This is a genomic window from Paracoccus tibetensis (genome assembly GCF_900102505.1).
Lineage (GTDB): Bacteria > Pseudomonadota > Alphaproteobacteria > Rhodobacterales > Rhodobacteraceae > Paracoccus > Paracoccus tibetensis.
The window spans coordinates 314,169-337,269 of record NZ_FMVT01000005.1 but is presented as its reverse complement, the minus strand read 5'-3'; the positions used below and the strand labels follow the sequence as shown (position 1 = coordinate 337,269).

At 64.0% G+C, this 23,101-nt stretch carries 15 protein-coding genes and 6 pseudogenes; 14 read left to right on the top strand and 7 right to left on the bottom strand.

Features of this window, described 5'->3' with window-relative positions:
• Positions 1-288 (bottom strand): annotated as a pseudogene (locus tag BLP73_RS09445) (transposase); the annotation flags it as partial.
• Between the two features lie 130 nt (positions 289-418).
• Between BLP73_RS09445 and BLP73_RS09440 the strand changes: the two are divergent.
• Together BLP73_RS09440 and BLP73_RS09435 are read left to right on the top strand one after the other, a co-directional pair.
• Positions 419-860: pseudogene (locus BLP73_RS09440) on the top strand (glycogen debranching N-terminal domain-containing protein).
• A gap of 33 nt (positions 861-893) precedes the next feature.
• A complete protein-coding gene (locus BLP73_RS09435) occupies positions 894-1,268 on the top strand; it encodes a hypothetical protein (protein ID WP_090743032.1) in 375 nt (124 codons plus the stop codon).
• A 270-nt stretch (positions 1,269-1,538) separates the two neighbouring features.
• Here the strand turns inward: BLP73_RS09435 and BLP73_RS09430 are convergent, their stop codons facing one another.
• Entirely contained in the window at positions 1,539-2,531 is a 993-nt protein-coding gene (locus BLP73_RS09430) for a LacI family DNA-binding transcriptional regulator (protein ID WP_090743029.1), read from the bottom strand.
• A 171-nt stretch (positions 2,532-2,702) separates the two neighbouring features.
• On the opposite strand from BLP73_RS09430, the gene BLP73_RS09425 reads away from it, so the two are divergent.
• The 8 genes from BLP73_RS09425 (at position 2,703) to BLP73_RS09390 (ending at position 14,491) form a co-directional block, all read left to right on the top strand.
• Positions 2,703-4,595, top strand: a complete 1,893-nt coding sequence (locus tag BLP73_RS09425) for an ABC transporter substrate-binding protein (RefSeq protein ID WP_090743026.1) — start codon at positions 2,703-2,705, stop codon at positions 4,593-4,595.
• A gap of 78 nt (positions 4,596-4,673) precedes the next feature.
• Positions 4,674-6,791: a family 10 glycosylhydrolase gene (locus BLP73_RS09420; RefSeq protein WP_090743022.1), complete on the top strand. Its 2,118-nt coding sequence runs from the start codon at positions 4,674-4,676 to the stop codon at positions 6,789-6,791.
• Positions 6,791-7,777, top strand: coding sequence for an ABC transporter permease (locus tag BLP73_RS09415; protein WP_090743018.1), 987 nt, complete (start codon positions 6,791-6,793; stop codon positions 7,775-7,777). Before BLP73_RS09420 ends, BLP73_RS09415 begins: the two co-directional genes overlap by 1 nt.
• The gene (locus BLP73_RS09410; RefSeq protein ID WP_245686613.1) at positions 7,774-8,976 is read left to right on the top strand and encodes an ABC transporter permease; all 1,203 of its coding nucleotides are present in this window, start codon (positions 7,774-7,776) and stop codon (positions 8,974-8,976) included. Before BLP73_RS09415 ends, BLP73_RS09410 begins: the two co-directional genes overlap by 4 nt.
• A 4-nt stretch (positions 8,977-8,980) precedes the next feature.
• Positions 8,981-10,699, top strand: coding sequence for a dipeptide ABC transporter ATP-binding protein (locus tag BLP73_RS09405; RefSeq protein ID WP_090743012.1), 1,719 nt, complete (start codon positions 8,981-8,983; stop codon positions 10,697-10,699).
• A gap of 14 nt (positions 10,700-10,713) precedes the next feature.
• Entirely contained in the window at positions 10,714-11,499 is a 786-nt protein-coding gene (gene otnI / locus BLP73_RS09400; RefSeq protein WP_090743008.1) for a 2-oxo-tetronate isomerase, read from the top strand.
• Complete coding sequence (locus BLP73_RS09395) at positions 11,496-12,374, top strand: 2-hydroxy-3-oxopropionate reductase (RefSeq protein ID WP_090743004.1); 879 nt, start codon at positions 11,496-11,498, stop codon at positions 12,372-12,374. The genes otnI and BLP73_RS09395 overlap by 4 nt, the downstream gene beginning before the upstream one ends.
• Positions 12,375-12,394: 20 nt before the next feature.
• Complete coding sequence (locus BLP73_RS09390) at positions 12,395-14,491, top strand: beta-galactosidase (protein WP_090743001.1); 2,097 nt, start codon at positions 12,395-12,397, stop codon at positions 14,489-14,491.
• A gap of 168 nt (positions 14,492-14,659) precedes the next feature.
• On the opposite strand, the pseudogene BLP73_RS19995 reads toward BLP73_RS09390, so the two are convergent.
• The 5 genes and pseudogenes from BLP73_RS19995 to BLP73_RS09370 all read right to left on the bottom strand — a co-directional run.
• Positions 14,660-14,950, bottom strand: a pseudogene (locus BLP73_RS19995) (transposase); the annotation flags it as partial.
• A gap of 522 nt (positions 14,951-15,472) precedes the next feature.
• Positions 15,473-16,918 carry a glycogen synthase GlgA gene (gene glgA / locus BLP73_RS09385; RefSeq protein ID WP_175453291.1) on the bottom strand — a complete coding sequence of 482 codons (1,446 nt, stop codon included), beginning with the start codon at positions 16,916-16,918 and terminating at the stop codon, positions 15,473-15,475.
• The gene (gene glgC / locus BLP73_RS09380; RefSeq protein ID WP_090742995.1) at positions 16,915-18,174 is read right to left on the bottom strand and encodes a glucose-1-phosphate adenylyltransferase; all 1,260 of its coding nucleotides are present in this window, start codon (positions 18,172-18,174) and stop codon (positions 16,915-16,917) included. The genes glgA and glgC overlap by 4 nt, the downstream gene beginning before the upstream one ends.
• A 114-nt stretch (positions 18,175-18,288) precedes the next feature.
• On the bottom strand, positions 18,289-18,732 hold the full coding sequence (locus BLP73_RS09375; RefSeq protein ID WP_090742992.1) for an alpha/beta hydrolase: 444 nt from the start codon (positions 18,730-18,732) through the stop codon (positions 18,289-18,291).
• A gap of 184 nt (positions 18,733-18,916) precedes the next feature.
• Positions 18,917-19,321: a recombinase family protein gene (locus BLP73_RS09370; RefSeq protein WP_090742989.1), complete on the bottom strand. Its 405-nt coding sequence runs from the start codon at positions 19,319-19,321 to the stop codon at positions 18,917-18,919.
• A 695-nt stretch (positions 19,322-20,016) separates the two neighbouring features.
• Here BLP73_RS09370 and tnpB point away from each other — a divergent pair.
• From tnpB to BLP73_RS09345, 4 genes and pseudogenes are all read left to right on the top strand, one after another.
• Positions 20,017-20,380: pseudogene (gene tnpB, locus BLP73_RS09360) on the top strand (IS66 family insertion sequence element accessory protein TnpB).
• Between the two features lie 70 nt (positions 20,381-20,450).
• Positions 20,451-20,753, top strand: a pseudogene (locus tag BLP73_RS09355) (SDR family NAD(P)-dependent oxidoreductase); the annotation flags it as partial.
• A 252-nt stretch (positions 20,754-21,005) separates the two neighbouring features.
• Positions 21,006-21,739, top strand: a pseudogene (locus BLP73_RS09350) (transposase); the annotation flags it as partial.
• A 390-nt stretch (positions 21,740-22,129) separates the two neighbouring features.
• The gene (locus BLP73_RS09345; RefSeq protein ID WP_090742986.1) at positions 22,130-22,891 is read left to right on the top strand and encodes an efflux RND transporter periplasmic adaptor subunit; all 762 of its coding nucleotides are present in this window, start codon (positions 22,130-22,132) and stop codon (positions 22,889-22,891) included.
• Positions 22,892-23,101 lie beyond the last annotated feature (210 nt).

The following is a 23,101-nucleotide window of genomic DNA, read 5'->3' as shown; positions in this document are numbered from 1 at the left end:
GGGCGGGGCTCAGAAGTTTCCCGATGCCGCCTCGCGCAGGATGAGCTTCTCGAGCGTCAGGTCGGAGACAGCCTTCCGAAGCCGCTCGTTCTCCTTCTCGAGCTCCTTCAAGCGCTTCACCTGGTCGGTCTTCAGCCCGCCGAACTCCTTGCGCCACCGATAGTAGGTGAACTGCGTCACACTGATCGAGCGCACGGCTTCGGCGACTGAATGGCCTTGCGACACCAACACTTCGACCTGCCGGAGCTTGGCGACGATCTCCTCCGGCCTGTGCTTCTTCTGGGGCATTCCTGCATCCTCCAAATGGCTCGAAAGCCATACCTCAGGGAGGACCACTTTTCAGGGGGCAGGCCAGCACGAAGCGACGATGCATAAGCGCGCTGGTGGTATCGTCGATGAATACTAGAAGCGCGCAGACATGAAGCGCGGCGAGGCCTTCCTGGTCGTCGATCGCTGCGGCAACATCGGGACCTCAGCCAATGGCGCCGAGGGGCTGTTCTTCAAGGATACGCGTTGTCTGTCGCGCTTAGATCCGAGGATCGAGGGCAGGAAGCCGGTCCTCCTCAGCGCCTCGGCCCACCAGGACGAAGCGGCGCTGTCAATCGACCTCACGAACCCGGATCTGGACCTTGAGGGCGATCCGGTGCGCCGCGACACGATCGCGCTGGAGCGCACGCGCTCCGTCTGCGATGCCGTCGCCTACGAATGGGTCAAGGTCCGTAATTACGGAAGCGCGCGCCCGCTTCCGGATCGACGTAGCGTTTGCGTGCGACTTCCGCGACCTCCTTGAAGTTCGGGGCATGACCCGCCTCGCTCGCGGCAAGGTCTTGGTAATGGTCATACATGGCGCGGCGGTTTAGTTCACCTATGCCGGCCTTGACGCCATCGTCCGTGTGATCGCGATCACCTTCGGCCCGGAGCCTGTGTCCTTGACGGACACGCGGGCCTCGTGGGTGGTGGACCTGGACTCCGACGAGCAGACGGTGCTGTCGGCCGAGGTGGCCTGCGGAGAGGGAAGGCCCGCGACGCCAGGGCGCTTTCTCGTCGCGCTGCACGGTCTGAGACGGGAGCGGCGTATTCTCTGTGCGGGCGCGGCGCAGGCGCCCAATTCGAACGAGCTCTTCAACGTGGTAATCGGGCGGGCGCGGTCGGATCTCTACACCCTGACGGCGGACACGCCGCTCCGCCCTGACCCCTATGCCGGGATCCCCTGGTTCAGCACGATGTTCGGGCGGGATGGTATCCTGACGGCCATGCTGTGTGTCTGAGTCAATCCGAACCTTGCAAGGGGCGTCCTCGAAAAGCTCGCAGCGCTTCATGCGACCGGGTTCGACCGCTTTGCGGATGCGGAGCCGGATATTCTGATACCAGATTGGGACGGAAATTCAGCGAGCCTGCGCCCGCTGTTCGGTGACGGCAGGTACCGCTTCCGAAGTTTATGGCAGGGGTTCGTCGCTGGTCCTCGCCACCATGTGTATCGCCGTCGGGTAGGGCATCGCCATCGCGCTGGAACGGGTCGAGGCCGGCCTGCCGAGCTTTCATCGGCCGGCACTCACGCGGCCGGCCGAGCCGCGTTCCACGAGGACGTTCGGCACCAACATTCTCAGCGGCGCAAAATCCACCATCGGATTACGCAGGCGGGCGTCCAGCCTGCGCACGGCGCTTTTGCCGAACTCGGCGGCGCGTACGCGCACCGTTGTCAGCTGGGGACTGACCTGCATCGCGGCGCTGTAATCTCCGAAGCCGACTACCGAGACATCGCGCGGAATGCGCCAGCCCCGTGCCAGAAGGTCGGTGTAGGCAGTAATCGCCAGTGCATCATGTGCGCAGAAAAACCCGGTCGGCCGCCCGCCCTGCGCAAGGATGCGGTCCAGCCCGTCCGTGAAGGTCCGTCCCGCGCCCCAGGTGACGTCGTGGCAACGCAGGCTCGGCATTTCCGCGACGACCTCGCTCAGACCGTTCCAGCGTTCGCGGCGACCGCGCAACTCGACCTCGCCATGAACGAAGACGATCTCGCGGTGACCCAGACCGGCAAGATAGCGGCCGACCGCGATCCCAGCCTCGCGGTCGGTGCCGCCGACATGATCGACCTGTTCCAGCGGTTCAAGCCAGCCGGCGCGCACCAAGGGCTTTCCAGTTGCGGCGATCCGCGCAATGACCGAATGATCGCGTACATTGACGGCGAAGAAGCCGGCGCAGCGGTCCAGAAACCCGGGTAGGTTTGGCTCGGACAGATGCCACTGGGCGAGGACGCTGTATCCAAGACGTCCCGCCTCGGCCTGTAAGCCGCTTTGGATCTGGATGTTCATCTCGTTGTTTATCGTATCACTTTCGTCGAAGACGGCGCCGATGACCGCACTCGCGTGTTCGGTGGGGCGGTCCGGCTTGATATATCCAAGACGTTCGGCAGCGGCCAGAACGCGGGCCCTTGTCCCGTCGCTCACACCATCCTTTCCAGACAGCGCGCGCGAGACGGCAAACTTGGACAGGCCGGTTTCTTCGGCGATGATTCGCAACGTAATCCTCGACATCCCCACCTCTCTTGCGTGCCGCAACGCGGCAATCCCTCGCGATTTGGAGCGATTATAGTTAGTTGATATTGTGCAAGTGCAGAAACTTCTTTTTACACATAACCCTTTACCTAACATCAAGCCTTACGCCAACCTAAACAAGAACCGAGTATCTGTTCTGGGAGGGGCGAGATGAGACGGATCGGAAGGCGCGGGTTTCTGGTAACCAGCACAATTGCGGCAGGCGCGGCCGCATTTGGGCTGCCAATATTCGCACAAGATGCTGACTTGCCGCCGTTGGAGCAACGGCTGCCGCAAAACCCGCTGGTCATCGTCCCGACCGAGCGGCCGGGCGTTCAGGGCGGCACCTGGAACCACGCGCTCGTTGGAGGGGGATCGCTGTCGATGCTGATCCGTTACCAGTCCTACGAGCCATTGGTGCGCTTCACGCCGGATTGGACCGGAATTGAGCCTAACGTTGCCGAGAGTTATGAGATCAACGAGGATTCGACTGTCTACACCTTTACCTTGCGCAGCGGACACAAATGGTCCGATGGCGAGCCCTACACCACAGAAGACATTCGCTTCTGGTACGAGGATATCCTGACCGACCCCGACGCCGGGACGACCAGCGGCCAAAGCTTCTGGCAGGTCAATGGCGTTTGGGGTGAACTGGAAATTGTAGACGAGACGACTTTCCGGGTCATCTTTCCTTCGCCCAACGGGTTTTTTGCGCAAGGGCTGGCTTGGGCCAACCAGGATCAATTGACGCGGGCGCCGGCGCATTATCTCAAGCAGTTCCACATCAAGTACAACCCGGAGGCGAACGAGCTAGCGCAGACGCGCGGGTATCAGGGTTGGACCGCCCTTTTCGCGCGCGAGCATGGGCTGGCCGAGGATAACGTCCATTTCCAGAACTCGGCTCGGCCGACCCTGAATGCATGGATGTTCACCAGCGCGCCCGGCGAGAACACGGAACGCGCCATCGCCGTTCGCAACCCCTACTACTTCAAGGTCGACACCGAGGGCACGCAGCTGCCCTACTTCGACCGCATCGTCTACCAGATGGTAGGGGACCCACAGGTCCTGCTGCTGAAAACGCTGCAGGGCGAGATCGACATGATGGACCAGTACATCGCGACGCCGACAAACCGGCCCGTGCTTTACGACGGGCAGGAAAGCGGCAACTACCGCTTCTACACGCTGCGCGAGACGGCCGCTAACGTCATGGTCTTCAACCTGAACCTCAACCACACAGACGAGGTGAAGAACGCGTTGTATAACACCCGCGAGTTCCGGCAGGCCTTGTCCCTCGCGATCAACCGCCAGAATCTGATCGACGCGGTCTTTGTGGGGCAAGGCGCCCCGGCGCAACCCTCGATCATCGAAGGCGATCCGCTCTACAATGAACGGCTTGCCACGCAATTTACCGAGTACGATCCGGACCGCGCGAACCAGATGCTGGACGAGATCGTGCCCGAGCGCGACAGCTCTGGCTATCGTCTGGACTCCTCGGGGCGCCGCCTGTCCATTATCTTCGAGATCGACCAAACCCGCACGACCTTTGTAGACATGTTCCAGCTGCTGCTGCCGATGTTCCAGGCGGTCGGGATCGACGGGCAGATGCGGACGATGGACCGTTCGCTTTGGGAAACGCGCGTGCGCAACGGCCGCGAGTTCGATGCAACCGCGCATCAGTTCGGTGCCAATTCCGGCATCGCTGCCATGCTGGACCCGCGCTATTTCGTGCCCTTCAGCAGCAACTCGGTCTATGCGCCAGGGTGGTCGCTGTATTTCACGTCGCCGGACAACCCTAGTGCCGTCGAGCCGCCCGAGGAAATCAAGCAGCAGCAGGAACGGTACCGCGACCTTTTGGCTACGGGAGATCCTGACCAGCAGCAGGCCAAGATGGCCGAGATCCTGGAGGTGGCGGCGGACCAGTTCCTAGTCTTTGGCATCTCGCTGCCCGCCGACGGTTACGGGATCGTCAAGAACGACATGGTGAACACGATGGACACCATGCCGAACAGCTTCGGCTGGCCGACGCCCGGCCCCTCGCGCCCCGAGCAGTTCTTCAAGGCCTGACGCGCCCTGACGCACCAGCATCTGATCCGGGGCCGGCCATCCGGCCCCGAATGGTCCCTGCATCACGAAAGCCATGACATGCCCGATACCTCGCTTGATCCCGCACGCCTTCTGCGCAGCCCCAACTGGTATCGCGGCGCGACGCGATGGACGCAGCTGACCCTGGCGGAAGATGACCCGGTCAAGTTCAGCGTGGACGAATGGATCGACGTGTTCCGGCGTACCGGATCGAACGCGGCCTGTCTCAGCGCGGGGGGGTATGTCGCCTATTACCCGACAAAGGTGCCGTTCCATTATCGCAGCAAATGGCTTGGAGACACCGACCCCTTCGGCGCGCTGGTCGACGGTGCCCGCAGCCTGAACATGCACGTTATGGCGCGCGTCGATCCCCACGCAATCCATAACGACGCGGCCCAAGCCCATCCCGAATGGGTCGCCGTGGATGCCGAGGGCAACCCGCGCCGCCACTGGGCCTATCCCGATGTCTGGGTCACCTGCGCCTATGGCGATTACAACAACGACTACATGCCGAATATCGTGCGGGAGATCGTGCGGGAGTATGACATCGACGCCGTCTTCGCCAACCGTTGGCAAGGTCATGGCATCTGCTATTGCGACGCGTGCCAGACGCGCTTCAAGGCTGCCTCCGGCTTCGATCTGCCGCGCGTGACGGACCCCGCGGATGCCGCGTGGCGGGCCTGGGTCGCCTGGCGGCGCGAGCGGCTGACGGCGATGGTGGTCCAGTGGGACCGCGAGGTGCAGGCGATCCGGCCCAATGCCAGCTTCATCCCGAACATGGGCGGCGCCTCTCTGATGGAGTTCGACCTCGCCACGATCGAGGCCCATTGCCCGTTCCTCGTCGTCGATCACCAAGGCCGACATGGGCTGGAGCCGGTCTGGATGGCGGGACGCAATGCCAAGCGCATCCGCGCCACCTTCCGCGACCGGCCCGTGGTGCTGATCACCTCGGTCGGCCCCGAGGAGCCCGTACACCGCTGGAAGGATAGCGTCACCACCGGACCCGAGATGGCGACCTGGATTGCGGACGGCGCGGCCCACGGGATGCTGCCCTGGTTCACCAAGTTCAACGGGGTCATCCCCGATCCCCGTTGGATCGACCCGGTCGCCAAGGGCTTCGGCTTTCACGCCCAGATCGAGCCGGCGCTGGCCGCGACCCAACCCGCCTGCGAGATCGCGATTCTTGACGCCACCACGACGCTGCGCCTTCACGACCTGCGCCAGCGCGATGCGGCCGAGGCCGATGAAAAGGGGTTCTGCCACGCGCTGGTCGAGGCCGGGCTGGCCTTCGAGTTCATTTCCGATCACGCGATGACGGCGGCGCTTCTGGATCGTTTCAAGGTCCTGATCCTGCCGAACGCGCGCTGCTTGTCTGACGCCCAGTGCGCGATGATCGCGGAATGGTCGGAACGCGGCGGCAATCTGGTGGTCGCAGGCGAAAGCGCAATGGCGCATGAGGACGGCACTCCGCGCAAGGAATGCGGACTGGCCGCCGTCCTTGGCACGCAACTGGCCGGGACGACGCGCGGGCCGCTGAAGAACACCTATGTCGAGCTGTTGGGCAACCATCCGCTGAACGCCGGCTATGACGGCGCAAGGCGCATCATCGGCGGACTGCGCCTGACCGCGATCACGGCGGGTCCGGACACCGAAACTCCGTTTCTTTATGTCCCCGACTTCCCCGATCTGCCGATGGAAGAGGTCTATCCCCGCGACAGCGCCACCAAGCCCGCCGTCGTCACACGCGAGGGCGGCAAGGGCCGCAGCGTCCACATCCCTTGGAATATCGGTGCAACGTTCTGGGATGTGCTGGCACAGGACCACCAGCGCCTGATCGAAAACGCGGTGCGGTGGGCGCTTGGCGCCCCCTCTATGGTCGAGATCCGTGGCCCCGGTCTTTTCGACATCGCCGTCCGGTCCGCACCCGGCGCGCGGCTGGTGACGCTGGTCAACCTGACGAACCCAATGGCGTGGAAGGCCCCGATCCGCGAGATCTATCCCGCTGGCCCGATCGAGCTGTCAATCGCGCTGGACGTCGGTGCGCGAAGCCCAAGCGCGCGGCTGGCCGTGTCGGGCAAGGGCGTGCCAGTGACACTGCGTGACGGCCGGGCCATCGTCACCGTGCCGCAGGTCGACATCCTGGAAGCCGTCCACCTGACCTGGCAGGAGCCGGGCTGATGTGGCTCTACACGCTCAAGCGGATCTTGCTGATGATCCCCACGATGTTCGGCATCTCGCTGATCTCGTTCTTCATCATCCAGCTGCCGCCCGGTGATTACCTGACATCGCTGCTGGCCTCGATGGCCGACAGCGGACAGACGCTGGACCCGGTCGAGATCGCGCGGCTGCGCGCGACCTATGGTCTGGATGACCCGATGATCGTGCAATACTTCAAATGGATCTCGGGCATCGTCTTTCGCGGCGATTTCGGTTATTCCTTCGAATGGGGCCGCCCTGTCAGCGAGCTGATCTGGGAGCGCATGGGCTCGACCCTTGCCATCTCGATCGCGGCGCTGGTCTTTGTCTGGGCGGTGTCGCTGCCCATCGGGATCTATTCGGCCGTCCACCGCCATTCCGTGGGCGATCACGTCGCCACGTTCTTTGGCTTTCTGGGCCTTGCGATCCCCAACTTCATCCTGGCGCTGACGCTGATGTATGTCAGCTACCGCTACTTCGGGCAAAGCGTTGGGGGCCTATTCTCGCCCGAATATGTCGGCGCGGACTGGAGCTGGGGGCGGGTGTGGGACCTGATGAAGCACCTGTGGATTCCGATCATCGTCATCGGGACCTCGGGGACGGCGGCGCTGATCCGCATCCTTCGCGCGAACCTGACGGACGAGCTGTCCAAGCCCTATGTCACCACCGCCCGCGCCAAGGGCCTGTCCGAATTCAACGTCATCATGCGATATCCCGTGCGCATCGCGCTTAACCCGTTCGTGTCGGCGATCGGATGGGTCCTGCCGAACCTGATATCGGGCGTCACCATCACCGCCATCGTGCTGAACCTGCCCACCGCGGGGCCACTGCTGCTGAGGGCGCTTGTCAGCCAGGACATGTACCTGGCCGGCAGCTTCATCCTGCTGATGGGCGTACTGACGCTGATCGGCATGCTGATTTCGGACCTGCTTCTGGCCGTCCTTGATCCCCGGATACGCTTCACATGACCCATCTCGTTCATACCCCGACCGAGCTGCCCCCGGACCGGCCTATGGCTCCGGAAGACACCGGGCCCGCCATCAGCCCGCTGCGGCCCGGCGATGATCCGGGCAAGATCGCCGTTGCCTCGCAATGGACGCTGATCTGGCGCAAGTTCCTGTCGAACCGCGTTGCCGTCTTTGCGGGGATCGTGGTGCTGGCCTTCTACCTGATTGCCATGTTGGCCGAGTTCCTGGCCCCCACCTCGCCCTCGCTGGCCCGGCCGCAGTTCACCTATGCCCCGCCGCAGAGCATCGGCTTCTTCGTGCCAGACCCGGATGGCGGCCGCAGCTGGCAGCCCCATGTCAAGGGCTACACAATGAGCGTCGATCCCGCCTCGTTGCGTCGCACCTTCACCATTGACGACACCGCGATCATCCCGATCGGCTTCTTTGTCGAGGGACCGGCCTATCGCATGTGGGGGCTGCTAGACGCGAACATGCGCCTCATGGGGCCGCTTGATGCGTCGCAACCGATGAACCTGCTGGGCACCGACGCGCTTGGCCGCGACCTGCTCAGCCGGCTGATCTACGGCACCCGCATCTCGATGTCGATCGGGCTGATCGGGGTGCTGTCCAGCCTTGTCATCGGGGTCGTGCTGGGGGCGCTGTCGGGGTACTTCGGCGGCTGGACCGACCTTGTCATCCAGCGCATCATCGAGGTCATCAGCGCCATGCCGACGATCCCGTTATGGCTGGGCCTTGCCGCTGCGGTGCCGGTGGCCTGGTCGCCCGTGACCGTCTATTTCATGGTGACGCTGATCGTGTCGCTGCTGGCCTGGACGGGCCTTGCGCGCGAGGTGCGGGGCCGGTTCCTTGCCCTGAGGCACGAGGATTTCGTGACCGCCGCGATCCTTGACGGATCAAGCCGGGCGCGGGTGATCTTCCGCCACATCCTGCCGTCGCTGACCTCGCACATCCTTGCGGTCGTAACGCTGGCCATTCCGACGATGATCGTCGCGGAAACCGCGCTGTCCTTTCTGGGCGTCGGCCTCAAGGCGCCGGTCGTCAGCTGGGGCGTCCTGCTGCAGGACGCGCAGAACATCCGCGCCGTGTCGACGGCGCCCTGGCTGCTGATCTGGCCTTCTGGGGCGGTGGTGCTGGCGGTGCTGGCCTTCAACTTCCTGGGCGACGGCATGCGCGATGCGGCCGACCCCTATGAGACATGATGCGATGACCCAGCACACACCCCCCGCCGCCGGCCAGCCGGTGACGACCCCCATCCTGTCGGTGCGCGATCTTAGCATCGACTTCCACCTTCGCAGCCACATCCTGCACGCCGTCCGGGATGTCAGCTTTGATCTGCACTCCGGCCGGACCCTGTGTCTTGTCGGGGAAAGCGGTTCGGGCAAGTCGGTCACGGCGCGGGCGTTGCTGCGGCTGATCGACCCGCAGGCACGGGTCGCGGGCGGCACGATCACGCTGCGGGACGAAACCGGAGCGGAGCTGCGGCTGGACGGGATGGCGCCCAACAGCCGCGAGATCCGGGCCGTCCGTGGCGGCCGCATCGGCCTGATCTTCCAGGAGCCGATGTCCTCGTTGTCGCCCGTGCGCACCATCGGCACCCAGATCGCCGAGGCGCTGCTGCTGCACCGCAGGATGACCAAGCCCGAGGCCAAGGCCGAGACGGTGAACCTGTTGCGTCAGGTCGAGATCGCCAATCCCGAACGCATGGCCGACCGCTATACGTTCGAGTTTTCCGGCGGGATGCGCCAGCGCGCGATGATCGCGATGGCGCTGGCATGCGATCCGGACATCCTGATCGCGGACGAGCCGACGACCGCGCTGGACGTGACCACCCAAGCCGAGATCATGGACCTGATCGCGCGCCTGCAAAGGGAACGCGGGATGGCCATGCTGATGATCACGCACGATCTGGGCCTTGTAGCGGAGGTAGCGGACGCCGTCGCCGTCATGCGATGGGGCCGCATTGTCGAACAGGGTCCGGTGGACCAGATCTTTCACGCCCCGCACCATCCCTATACCCGCCGCCTTCTTGAGGCGACGCTCAAGCTGGACAGTAGTGCCAAGCGCGAAGCGCCCCGGATGGACGGCACGCCGCTCTTGTCGGTGCGCGGACTTGGCAAGGGGTTCGGCGCGGTGAACTGGCGGGGCCGCCAGACCTTTGCGATCAAGGCGGTCGATCAGGTGAACCTTGATTTGTGGCCGGGCGAGAACCTAGGCATCGTCGGCGAAAGCGGTTCGGGCAAGACGACGCTTGGGCGGATGCTGCTGCGCATCATCGAGCCGTCGACCGGCAGCATCCGGTGGCAGGGCGACGCCGCCCCGGCCGAGGTCACGATAATGAACCGCCCCGACCTTGCGCGCTATCGCTCGGCCGTGCGGCTGGTGTTTCAGGACCCCTACGCCTCGCTGAACCCGCGCATGACCGTGAAGCAGGTGATCGCCGATCCGCTGGTCGTAGCGGGCGGACTTAAGGGCGCGGCGCTGGACGCGCGGATCGCAGAACTGCTTGAACTGGTCGGCCTCGACCGAAGCGCCATGGAGCGTTATCCGCACGCCTTTTCCGGCGGCCAGCGCCAGCGCATCGGCATTGCCCGCGCGCTGGCGCTTAACCCGCGCATAATCATCGCGGACGAGGCGACATCGGCCCTCGACGTGTCGATCCGGGCGCAGGTGCTGGACCTGCTGCTGGACCTGCAGCGGCGGCTGGATCTCAGCTTCATCTTCATTGCGCATGACATCTCGGTCGTGCGCTATTTCTGCGACCGGGTTGCGGTGATGCATCGCGGCCGCGTCGTTGAAACCGGCAGCGCCGACGACATCTGCACCCGCCCGCGCGAGCCTTACACCCAAAGCCTGATCTCGGCCGTGCCCAATCCCGACCCACGCAACCGCCGGATGCTGCACCGCACCCGCTTTCGCGCCTGACCTTCAAGGATCCAATGCCCAAATTCAGCGCCAACCTGTCGATGCTTTACCCCGAGCACGCGTTCATCGACCGCTTCGCCGCCGCGGCTGCCGACGGCTTCCGCGCGGTCGAATACCTCGGCCCCTATGATCACCCGCCCGAGGATGTCGCCGCGATCCTGCGGCAGACGGGTCTGCAGCAGATCCTGTTCAACCTGCCCTCGGGCGATTGGGCGGCGGGCGAGCGGGGCATTCTTTGCCTGCCGGACCGCCGGGCCGAGTTCCGAGAGGGGGTCGAGACCGCGCTGCGCTATGCCGCCGCGCTTGGCTGCCGGCAGGTGAACGCCCTTGCCGGCATCGCGCCGGCCGGGATGGACCCCGTCTCGCTGGATCAGGTGATGGCCGAAAACCTTGCCTACGCTGCGCCGCGCCTTGCCGATGCCGGCATCCGCCTGCTGGTCGAGCCGATCAACACCCGCGACATCCCCGGCTTTCACTGCGCGCGGGTGGATCATGCACTGCGGGTGATGGACATGGCCGGACACGCGAACCTGTGGCTGCAATACGATTTCTATCACGCGCAGATCATGCAGGGCGATCTGGTCCCGACCTTCCAACGCCATCAGGGCCGCATCGCCCATATCCAGATCGCGGACCATCCCGGCCGGCACGAACCCGGCACCGGAGAGATCAACCACCGCTTCCTTTTCGCGGAACTGGACCGGCTTGGCTACGATGGCTGGGTCGGCTGCGAATACAAGCCACTTGGCCGGACATCCCAAGGGCTTGATTGGATGACACAGCACGGAGTGGCACCATGAAGATCGGCTTTATCGGACTGGGCGTGATGGGGCGCCCGATGGCAGAGCACCTGATCGCGGCGGGGCACGAGCTGCTATTGCACCGGGTCAAACCGGTCTCTCAGCCGCTTGTCGATGCGGGAGGCCGCGCGATGGCCAGTGCCGCCGAGGTGGCGGCAGGGGCCGAGATCGTGATCCTGATGCTGCCCGACACGCCGGACGTCGAACAGGTACTGTTCGGCGAGGACGGCATTGCGGCGGCCCTGCAACCCGGCACGCTGGTCATCGACATGAGCTCGATCTCGCCGGTGGCGACGCGGGATTATGCGGCGCGCATAGTGGCGGCAGGTGGCGAATGGCTGGATGCCCCCGTTTCGGGCGGAGAAGCTGGTGCGCGGAACGCCGCGCTGACGATCATGGCCGGCGGATCCGAGGCCGCGTTCCAGCGCGCGCTGCCGATCCTCGAGCTGATGGGCAAGCGGATCACCCATATCGGCGGGGCAGGGGACGGGCAGACGGCCAAGGTCTGCAACCAGGTCATCGTCGGGCTGACCATCTCGGCCGTGGCCGAGGCTCTGTCGCTGGCTGAATGGTCCGGGGCCGATCCCGCCAAGGTCCGCGAGGCACTGTTGGGCGGCTTTGCCGACAGCACCATCCTGAAGGTCCACGGCCAGCGGATGATCGATCAGGCTTTCGATCCCGGCTTCCGCATCGCGCTGCACCGCAAGGATCTTGGCCTTGCCGTCGATGCGGCCCGCAGCCTGGACCGCGCGCTGCCTGGAACCGCGCTGGCCCATCAGATGATGTCGGCGGCCGTCGGGCGCGGCGATGGCGATCTGGACCATTCGGCCCTTGTCCGCACCTTGCGCGCGCTGTCGGCCCCCGCTGCCCGCTGAAGACTTAAGAAGGAGCCGTCATGGCCAAGGATCACCCCCGCGTCCCCTATGGCGCCGTCTATTTCCGAAAGTCGAACCCCCCGCGCGAGGATTGGGACCGCGACTATGCCGTCGCCGCCGAGGACGGGCTGAACACCTTCCGCCACTGGTTCATGTGGTCCGCGATCGAACGCGCCCCCGGCCGTTTCGATTGGGACGATTGCGACCGCCAGCTGGACCTTGCGGCAGCGCACGGGCTCTCGACCGTCATCGCGGAATTCACCATGGCCGCGCCCGACTGGCTGACTCGGCGGATGGACCATGCGCGGATGCGGACGGCGGACGGCCGGCCCATGGCCTCGCAGCTCAGCCCGTCGACCGCCGTCGGTGGCTTTGGCGAGGGTCTGGGCGGGGCCGGCCCGCTGACGCTGAACGATCCGGCGGTGCATGACGCGGTCATGGGCTTTCTGACGCGCCTTGCCGAACGTTACCGCGGCCATCCCGGCCTGATGGGCTATGACGTCAACAACGAGGTCAACTATCAGCCCCAGTTCGATTTTTCGGACCCGACGGCGGCCGCATTCCGGCGCTGGCTTCAGGACAAGTACGGCAGCCTCGATGCCCTGGCCGAGGTCTGGCACCGCTATTCCTATGCCGAATGGGACGACATCATGCCGCCCCGGCAGATCCAGCCCTACGCCGAGTGCCTCGACTGGATGACCTTCCGCGAGGATAACTTCTACACCCATGTCGAGGACAAGATCCGCACGATCCGGGCCGCCGATCCGGATGCGGCCATCGTCTCGCACGGAATCGCGGGGGCCGTCACCGCGCTGGCCGGGCATGGCTGCAACGACTGGCGGGCGGCCGGGCAGGTGGACATCTACGGCTATACCTGGATCGCCGCGCGCAAAGGAAACCAGCCCTGGCGCAATTTCTACGCCGGCGATCTGATCCGCGGCGCGTCCCGGGGCAAGCCCTTCTGGCACGCCGAACGGCAGGGCGGCCCGCTGTGGATGCAGCCGCAGGTTCTGGGCCGCGCCAAGGACGACGCCCGTGTTGCGACGCCGGAAGATATCCGACTGTGGTCGATGGCCTCGTTCGCGGCGGGGGCGCGGGGAATGATGAACCTGCGCTATCGCCCGCTGCTGGACGGGCCGCTGTTCGGCGCGTTCGGCGCCTATGGCATGGACGGCAGCCGCACCCCCCGGTCGGACATGCAGGCCGCGATCGGGCGGTGGGCTAATGAACCCGGACAGGCGGACCTGATGGCTGCCAGACCAGTGCGCGGCGAGGTCGGCATCCTGATGATCCCCGAGGCGCAGCGCTTCGACCGCCTGCTGTCGTCCGAAGGCAGCTTCACGACTTATCAGGATGCGATGTGGGGCGCCTATCGCGGCTTCTTCGACTTGGGCATCCAGCCGGACTGGGTGCATTCAGACGACATCGACGGCTATGATGTAATTTACGCGCCCTACCCAATCCTGATCCCGGACGCCTTGGCCGGGCGGCTTGCCAATTGGGTCGCGCGCGGCGGCAGGCTGATCTCCGAGGCGTGTCCGGGCTATTTCGGTGACATGGGCCGCGCGGGTGCCCGGCAGCCCCGCGCCGGGCTGGACGCTGTGTTCGGCGTTACCGAGGACGAGGTCGAATTCATGCCCGACATTGCCCATCACACGGCGCTTGTCCTGGACGAGCAGCGGCTGACCTGCGGCGGCTTCATCCAGTCCTATCATGCGGCGGGGGCGAATGTCCTTGGGCGGTTCGACGACGGACGGATCGCTCTGACGGCCTCGGACCATGGGGACGGCAGGACGCTGCTGGTCGGCAGCCATGTCTCGGCCGGCCATTTCCGCGCGCTCGAGGCGGGGCAGCCCGACGCGGCGGCGTGGTTCCGCAAGTGCCTGGACTGGGCGGGCATCCGTCCGGTGGTCGGGACCGGCAACAACATGGTCAAGGGCCGCCTGCACAGGGACGGCGACCGGCGGTTCACCTGGCTGGTCAACCCCACCGATCAGCCGCAGCCCGTGTCCGTGACGGTCGGAGGCGTTCCGCTTGACGCCGCCGCGACCTGCCTCTGGGGCGATTTGGCCACCGGCACCGTCCCCGCGCTGGATGCGGTCATCGTGGCGCATTGAGGCCTTTACGCGGCTATGTCTGGCTGGGCCGCCAAGCCCGGGCAGGCATAGCCGTCCTCGAACGCTCTGATCCTGCCGATGTGCAGCATCGTCGACGAAATTTCGTCTGGGGCCCGGCGTCAGACCAACTTTTGCCATATGGCGACGGTTGTACGCCAGGTGGACGCGCTAGCCCAAATGCGACAACGGTTGCCGGGGGAGCTTATTTTTTCTGTAGCCGCGTCCGAGTAGGTTGGCCTTGAACACCTCAGCAGGGGTGCGGAAGCCGAGGCACTTGCGCGGCGTGGCATTGAGGCCCGCGCAGGGCTGACGGAGTTCCTCCTGAGAGAGTTTGTTTGTATCAGTGTCGCGGCAGAGCCAGCGTCTGAGCCGCTTGTTGGCGTTCTCGACGGCCCCTTTCTGCCAGAGTGACTGCGCCTCGCAGAACCAGGTTCGGGTGCCCACCTGCGCCTGCAGGTACCGTCGAGCGGTGCCGGCCAAGCCTTCGCGCCATCTCGTGAAGACTCAGTTTCATATGCCGCCAGCGCTAGATCTTGCGGCGCTCAGGAAGGGAGAGGTGGGAGAACCGAACCTTCATACGATGATCCTTTCGCGGCTCAACCCATTGTTGAGCACAGAAAGTCGCATTTCAGGATAGCGCGTCCCATTCCACAGGAAAATCAGCAATGGACGAATTTATGTCTGACTCGGCATGTTGCCCCGATACAGTGGATGATCGGTGGTCCCAGTGGAAAGAACCTGATCGAGACAGTGTGGGGGCGTGGCTACGTGTTGCATGATCAGGACACGGATGAGTGTTCGTCAGGTAATGTGAAATTGGATCTCGTAGCTCAGGCGGTGACATCACTGCGGGGCGAACTCGCGCGTTCTATTGCCGCGGGCGCGTCTGCCGGGAGCTCGCCTATTTTGCTGTTGAAGCACAAGGAAAGCAGGATGTCATGAAAGAGACGCTCGCACCCAGGAGCGTGGGACGCCCTGCAGTCATCGCGATGTTTTGGGTGATGACGTACGGGTCAGCCTTGCATAGAGGTCGGCATAGGCACGAGCCGATTGTCCCCATCCGACGGGATGGGCCATGGCGTTCGCCTGCATCCGGGACCAGGTGTCGCGGTCCGCATAAAGGGTCGCCAGCCGCATCAGCGCCCCGCGCAGCGCCACCGCAGTGACGGGCGCGAATTGGATGCCCGTGGCCACGCCGCGCGCCAGCCCCGCGGGCGACGCGTTGATGACCGTGTCGGCCAGGCCGCCGGTCAGCGCGACGACCGGGATGGTGCCATAGCGCAGCCCGTACAGCTGCGTCAGTCCGCAGGGTTCGAACCGCGATGGCACCAGGATCGCGTCCCCCCCGGCGATCAGCCGGTGCGAAAGCGCCTCGTCATAGCCGATGCGCACAGCGATGTTCGGGTCCGCCGCCGCCTGCAGGAACGCCTGTTCCAGGACCGGATCTCCCGACCCGAGGAGGGCCAGCTGTCCGCCTGCCGCTGTCAGCGCCGGCAGCGCCTCCAGCACAAGGTCTAGCCCCTTTTGATGGGTCATTCGCGACACGATCACACAAAGCGGCCCCTCCGCCTGCGGCAGACCCAGTTCCACCCGCAACGCGGCCTTGGCGGCGGCCTTGCTCGCCGGGTCGGTGAAGGGGACGATGGCCGGGTCGGTCGCCGGGTCCCAGACCTGTTCGTCGATGCCGTTCAGGATACCGGTCAGCGCCGCCTGCCGGTGGCGCATGACCCCGTCCAGGCCCATGCCGAATTCCGGCGTCATCAGCTCGTCCGCATAGCTGGGCGACACGGTCGTCAGCGCGTCCGCACTCATCAGCCCCGCCTTCAGCGCCGAGATGCCGCCCCAGAACTCATACCCCTCGCTGTTGAATCGCGCGGGGTCGAGACGCAGGGAATGCAGCCGCCCCGGATCGGCCGTCCCGGTAAAGGCGATGTTGTGGATCGTCAGCACCGACCGCACGTCGGTCCCGCCCATGCGCGGCAGGTATTCGGTCATGAAGCCCGCTTGCCAATCGTGCCCGTGCAGCACCTGTGGACGCCAGGCGCCCGCGCTATGGGCCGCGACATGCGCCCCGACCCAGGACAGCGCGGCAAAGCGTTCGGGGTTGTCCGGCCAGTCGCGGCCGTCGGGGCCCAGATAGGGATTGCCGGGGCGGTCATACAGATGGGGTGCGTCGATCACCAGCAGATCCAGCCCAGCGCCCCGCCCCTGCAGCAGGACCGCCGGGCCGCCGAAGAGATCGTCGAAGGCATGGACGGTCTCGGCCTCCTGCAGCGCGGCCATCACCGCTGGATAGCCCGGGACCAGGCTGCGCATGTGGACGTCCATGCCCGCCAACGCGGCGGGCAGCGCGCCCGTGACATCGGCAAGCCCTCCGGTCTTGACCAGGGGGGCGATCTCGGAGGCGACCGACAGCACCCGCATCACAGGGATGCCGCCCGCCGGTCCAGCATGTCCTGGGTTATCAAGGTCACGCCGCCCTCACTGACGCGGAACCAGCGGGCATCGGCTTCGGGGTCCTCTCCGACGATCAGGCCCTCGGGGATGACCACGCGGCTGTCGATCACGACGTTGCGCAGCCGGGCATGGCGGTTCACGGTGACATACGGCAGCACCACCGCGTGATCCAGCACCGCGTAGCTGTTGGTATGCACCTCGGTGAACAGCAGCGAGTTGCGGATCTCGGTCCCCGAGATGATGCACCCCCCCGACACCATCGACGATATGGCCACGCCCCGCCGGTCGGCCTCGTCATGGATGAACTTGGCAGGAGGGGTGCTTTCGGAATAGGTCCAGATCGGCCAATCCGTGTCCCACAGGTCAAGCTCGGGCGTGAAATCGGTTAGCGCGATGTTGGCCTGCCAGAAGGCATCGACCGTGCCCACGTCCTTCCAATAGGCCGGCGCATGCGCCTCGCGGATGCAGGACGTGTCGAACCGGTGCGCCATCGCCTTGCCGTTCTTGACGATGTCAGGGATCAGGTCGGTGCCGAAGTCGTGGCTAGAAGTGGGGTCCTGCGCATCGCGCAGCAACAGGTCGCGCACGAAGGCCCAGTTGAAGACATAGATGCCCATCGACGCCAGAGCTTTGTCCGGTTCGCCCGGCATTGCGGGCGGATCGGCGGGTTTCTCCAGGAAGGACACGATGCGGCCCGTGGCGTCCACGTCCATCACGCCGAAGGCCGTAGCCTCCATCCGCGGCACGGTCAGGCAGCCGACGGTGACATCCGCGCCGCTTTCGACATGCTCGCGCAGCATGATCTCGTAGTCCATCTTGTAGATGTGGTCGCCCGCCAGGATGACGATGTAGTCGACATCGTAGTCGTCCACGATGTCGATGTTCTGGGTGACCGCATCTGCGGTGCCGCGGTACCAGTGATCCTCGGATGTGCGCTGGCTGGCCGGCAGGATGTCCAGGAACTCGTTGCGTTCGGCCCGAAAGAAGTTCCAGCCGCGCTGGCAATGCCGGATCAGGCTGTGGGCCTTGTACTGCGTTGCAATGGCAATCTTGCGGATGCCGGAATTCATCGCGTTCGACAGGGCAAAGTCGATGATGCGGGTCTTGCCGCCAAAATAGACGGCGGGCTTGACCCGCCGGTCTGTCAGCTCCTTCAGGCGACTGCCCCGGCCCCCCGCCAGCACGAATGCCATCGCCCGGCGCGTCAGCCGTTGCGTTTCCACCATGGTCCTCTCCTCCCTCATGATTTCGATCCTCGATGGATGCAGTCTTCGCTTGCCACAAATGGCAGATCGAGCTGACGTGCGGATACGGCACTCCCCATCCTGCCTGCGCCAGGTTCAGTCGAGCATACCCTTTGATCCTAGCCACTCCACAAGAAGTTCGGGCCATGCTTCCGTCGGCATGTCGCGCACCATCCGTAACGAGAAGCCGTGTCCACCTTGTTCGAACTGGTGCAGCTCGACCGGGACGCCCACCTCCTTCAAGGCGGCCACGAAGCGGAAAGTACTCTCGGGAATGACCGCGTCATCGTCATTGGCCTCGAAGATGAAAGTCGGCGGCATCTCGGCTGTCACGAGCTTGTAGATCGAGTGGGCATCTAGCGTAGCATCATCAGGTGTGGTGCCGATCAACTCCTCGCGCGACTGCGGATGGATACTGCCTTCCTCCATACTGATCACCGGATCAACGAGTGCGAGGATGTCGGGGCGGGCCGAGGCCGTATCCGTCTCGTCGACAGGCTCATAATCGGTCGGTCGCCTTGCGGAGGCTGAATCACGCAACGAGCCGTCGTCAAATGGGCCTGACCCACAAGGCGGTGAAGGGTGTCTCTGACAAAATCCGCGCCAAGACTGTTTCAAGTACGAATAGTCGTCCCTCAAATCGGATCGAGAGCGAAACCCTTTAGCACTCCAGTAGGGGATTCTTGTAATGTCGGCGATGTCTTATCATCCTCGCTGGGCTGCGTCAGCCATCGGCGGGGTTGTCCAAGTCTGGCAGCGTTTCTTGAAGCCATACTCTCATACCATGAAGCGACCCTTCTTTAACGGACCACGAGCGTACTCCACAATTGTGAAGGTTTACAAGAAAATCGCGGATCTCCCAGATATTGGGAGTGATCCGATCACTATGGTCGCACAGAACAATATCGAAATATCCTGCGGCGGCTTCCAACTTGAGCAAGGACAAGTCAGGACGGTCAGTTCGTATATCGAGCAAATTTTCATCTAGAAAGATGTCGAACGTCTGCCAGCCTTGCTCTATGGCAAAGATCCGGCAGTTATATATCTGCTCGTGAATATTGTCGCGCTTTTTCGATGTGTGCGCATAAATCGCAACGCGTAGTTTCATCCGTTTTTTTCTCATGATCATTGTGGCTTCCGGGTTGGACCATCAGATATGGTCGGCGGCAGGTCAGGGAGCTGGAGCATTCACGTCATCTGATGGCTACTTCGAGATGGGCCGAGTATTGCTTCCGAAATAGCGAAACAGTTTTTGAACCGTGTCCCCGCAACCAGTTGTAGCGAAGATCCAGCCGCCTCATATGAGGCGGCTTCTTTGTTGTCCGCAGCAGACAACATCGCTGCCAGATCGCCCTGCAGGTCGAGATCGTGGAAGGCGTTGTAAGCGTCCGGCGCCGCTGCACTGCCTCGTGTAGAGGGTGATCGATAGGGTCCACCACGAGATAGTGGACACTTTGGATGCGTGATGGCAAACCGGACGAAGCGGATTTGGACGAATGAGGAGAAGCAGTCGATCTGTTGCAGACGACGGCACCCGGCGTGTCGGTTGCGCAGGTGGCGGAGCGCTACGCAATGACCGCCAACCTGATCTTCATGTGGCCGTGACCCACGGTATGCGCCGGAGCCCCCGGCGGAGCCGGATACGGCGCGTTTCCTCCCCGTCGAGATCGTCGATCGGCCCATGCACGACGATAACCGTGCCGCCGCCGGTCCAGTGCCTGCAGCAGGCATTATCGAAATTGATACAGCAGGTGGCCACCGACTGCGGATCAGCGGAGCCTTTGATCCCGAGGCGCTAGCCCGGCTGATCCGCGGCCTGTCCGGATGATCCCAGTCCCGGCAAAACACCCGCGTGTGGCTGGCGGCAGGCGTGACCGACATGCGGCGCGGGTTCACGACACTTGCGGCACAGGCAGAGACAGTGCTGAAGCAGGACCCGTTTGCTGGACAAATCTTCGTCTTCCGAGGTCGGCGCGGTGACTTGATCAAGATCATCTGGTGGTACGGCCAGGTTGATTGCCTGTTCAGCAAGCGCCTGGCGAGGGGCCGGTTCGTGTAGCCGTCGGCAAAGGAGGGCAAGGTTGCGCTGACGCCGGTGCAGTTGGCGATGCTGCTGGAAGGGATCGACTGGCGCCTGCCGCGGCGGAGCTGGAGCCTGAACCGTTGGGAGAGCAGGGGTTCGACCTGATCATCGTCGCCAGGCGCTGGCCGTCCTAGAAGAATTGGCTGGTGATCTCTGATCCGGCTTCGACGTCCGGATGCAGGCGCTGGCGCTTGACCTTTCGGAGCCCGCGCGCACAGCCGAGCTGCTGCGCCTGACTGCCGCCGAGCCGGTCGGCCTGCTGATCGCCGTTGCCGGCTTCGGCGCCGTCGGTCCCGTTTTGGCGCAGGACGTGGAGAATGAGCTGAACATGATCGAACTGAACTGCCGGGCGACGGTGGCGCTGGCCCATGGTTTCGGGCAGCGGCTTGCGGTAAAGGGGCGCGGCGGCATCGTCCTTCTCAGCTCGGTGGTCGGCTTCAGCGGCGCGCCGTTTTCGCCGGCCTACGGCGCGACCAAGGGCTCGTCCAGAAATTCGCCGAAGCTCTTTCGATCGAGCTGCGGCCGGCGGGCGTGTCGGTGCTGTCCGTCGCACCCGGCCCGGTGGGCACCGGCTTTGCCGCGCGCTCGGGCATGCGCCTGGGCCGGACTGCGACACCCGACACAGTGGCGGGCGCCGCGCTCGCGGCCTTTCACCGCGGCGGCAGCGTCCGGCCCGGCGCGCTGGCCAAGCTTCTCGGCTGGTCCCGTAATCCTCTCCATGGTCAAGGGGATGTGGAAGAAGAGCCGTTTTACCGAAGCCCAGATCATGGGCATGCTGCGTCAGGCTGAGGGCAGTTTGGCGGTGTCTGAGCTGTGCCGCGAGCATGGGATCAGCAGCGCGACGTTCTACAAATGGCGAGCGAAGTATGGCGGAATGGACGCGTCCATGATGAGCCAGATGAAAGCACTGGAGGATGAGAACCGGCGGCTGAAGCGCATGTTCGCGGACCTTAGCATGCAGGCCGATCTGCTCCGAGAGGCTCCTGGAAAAAAGTGACGCGGTCAGCTCAACGCCGGGAGCTGGCCGAGAAGGCGGTGGCGACGAAGGGGATCGGCATCGCACTGGCCTGCGGCGCATTTGGCGTTAGCGAGACCTGCTTCCGCTACAGTCCGAAGCGTGATGAAGAGAACGAGCTGATTGCCGACCTGCTGGTCGGGCTGACCGATGTATGCAAGACTTGGGGCTTCGGCCTATGTTTCCTGCACCTGCGCAACGTGAAGGGGCACGTCTGGAACCACAAGCGGGTCCACAGGATCTATTGCGAGCTGGAGCTGAACCTGCGGATCAAGCCGCGGCGACGGCTGGAGCGGGAGAAGCCTCAGGAACTGACTGTGCCGAAGGCACCTAACCTGGTCTGGTCCATGGACCTCATGGCAGATCGCTTGGCCGACTGACGGCAGTTCCGGCTCTTGAACGTGCTGGACGACTTCAACCGCGAAGGTTTGGGCATCGAGGTGGATTATCTGTGGGTCGTCTTCTACTGTCTGATCTACTTTACTCCGCTTTTGCTGCTGATCGGCCTTCGGGTCGGCTTTGGGGACAGCTCGGGCGGGGCCCTTCAAGCCCCGCAATATTGCTCAGGCAGCTACCCTTGTCTTGGTCGCTGTTGGCCTTTCACTCGCGCGCGGTGTCTCGCGTACGATGGCCGATGAAACTCCTCTGCCGGTCCTCGCGGCTGAAGCCCGGTCGATCCCAATCTCTTAGGACCGTATCTTGTCGGAACCATCGGTGCGCGCAGTACGGTCGACATTGCCTGCGAAGTTCACGTGCGTCTTTTCAATGTCTACGAAGTAGTTGGAGAGATCTTGGCAGAGGGATCGCCCATCGCGCAGCTGGATCCTGCCCCTTAAACATTGGCGCTGGACCGGGAACGGGTGCAAACGGCGCAGTCGGCCGCCACCCTGCAACGCGCGACGCATCTGAACACCAGAGAGATCAATGCCGATACGGCCCTCGAAGAGGCGCCGACAGCTTTCGATCAGCAGCGCATCGCCAAGCGCAATGCAGAACGCGACTTGGGATTGACGGTCCTACGCGCGCCCTTTGACGCCATGGTTGCCCAATGTCTCGCCGAGGAGAACGCTTTCATCCAGCCGGGAATGGCCGTTGTCAAACTTCACGATGTCAGCGAGTGGCGCGTGGAGGTGGCAGTTCCCGAAACGCTGATGCGCGGTAGTTTCGAGACGGACAATGTCCGTATCGAGGCTCTTATCGACCCGGCGACCGCCGGTTATGTCGCTATGGTCTACCGTGAACACGAGACTGAACCAGACTCCGTCACCAGAAACTATCTGGTAACTTTTGCAGCGGCGCTTTCTGTGGAAAGCAATCTTCTCCTAGGCATGTTAGTCCCGATCAAAGTGCAAGTGGCCGCAGATCAGGCCCTCCGGGGCGTACTCGTTCAGGAAACGACATTGGTGACCAAGCCTGACGACACCTTGCGGGTCTGGCGCGTCGAGAAGAGCAAGGCAGTGCCGACGCCGGTCGCCTTCGGCGAGGTCGCAGACGGAGGCGTTTGCATGATGGAAGGCATTGACGCCGGAGACATCGTTATCACCGCAGGCTATAATGCGCTGCGCGAAGACCGGCCTGTCCGTCCTCTGACAGACGGATGACGAACCATGGACATCGCCCGCTACGCATTGGTCCGATCGATAACGGCCCGGATCCTGATCCTGTGATGCCTGCTGGGCGAGTTGCGGGGCTTGGTGAGCATCGGGCGGCTGGAAGACCCTGCATTTACATTGCAAGAAGCGGTGGTCCTCACCCTTACCCCGGCGCCTCTGCCGTCGAGGTAGAATAGGAAGTGACGGAGTTGCTGGAAT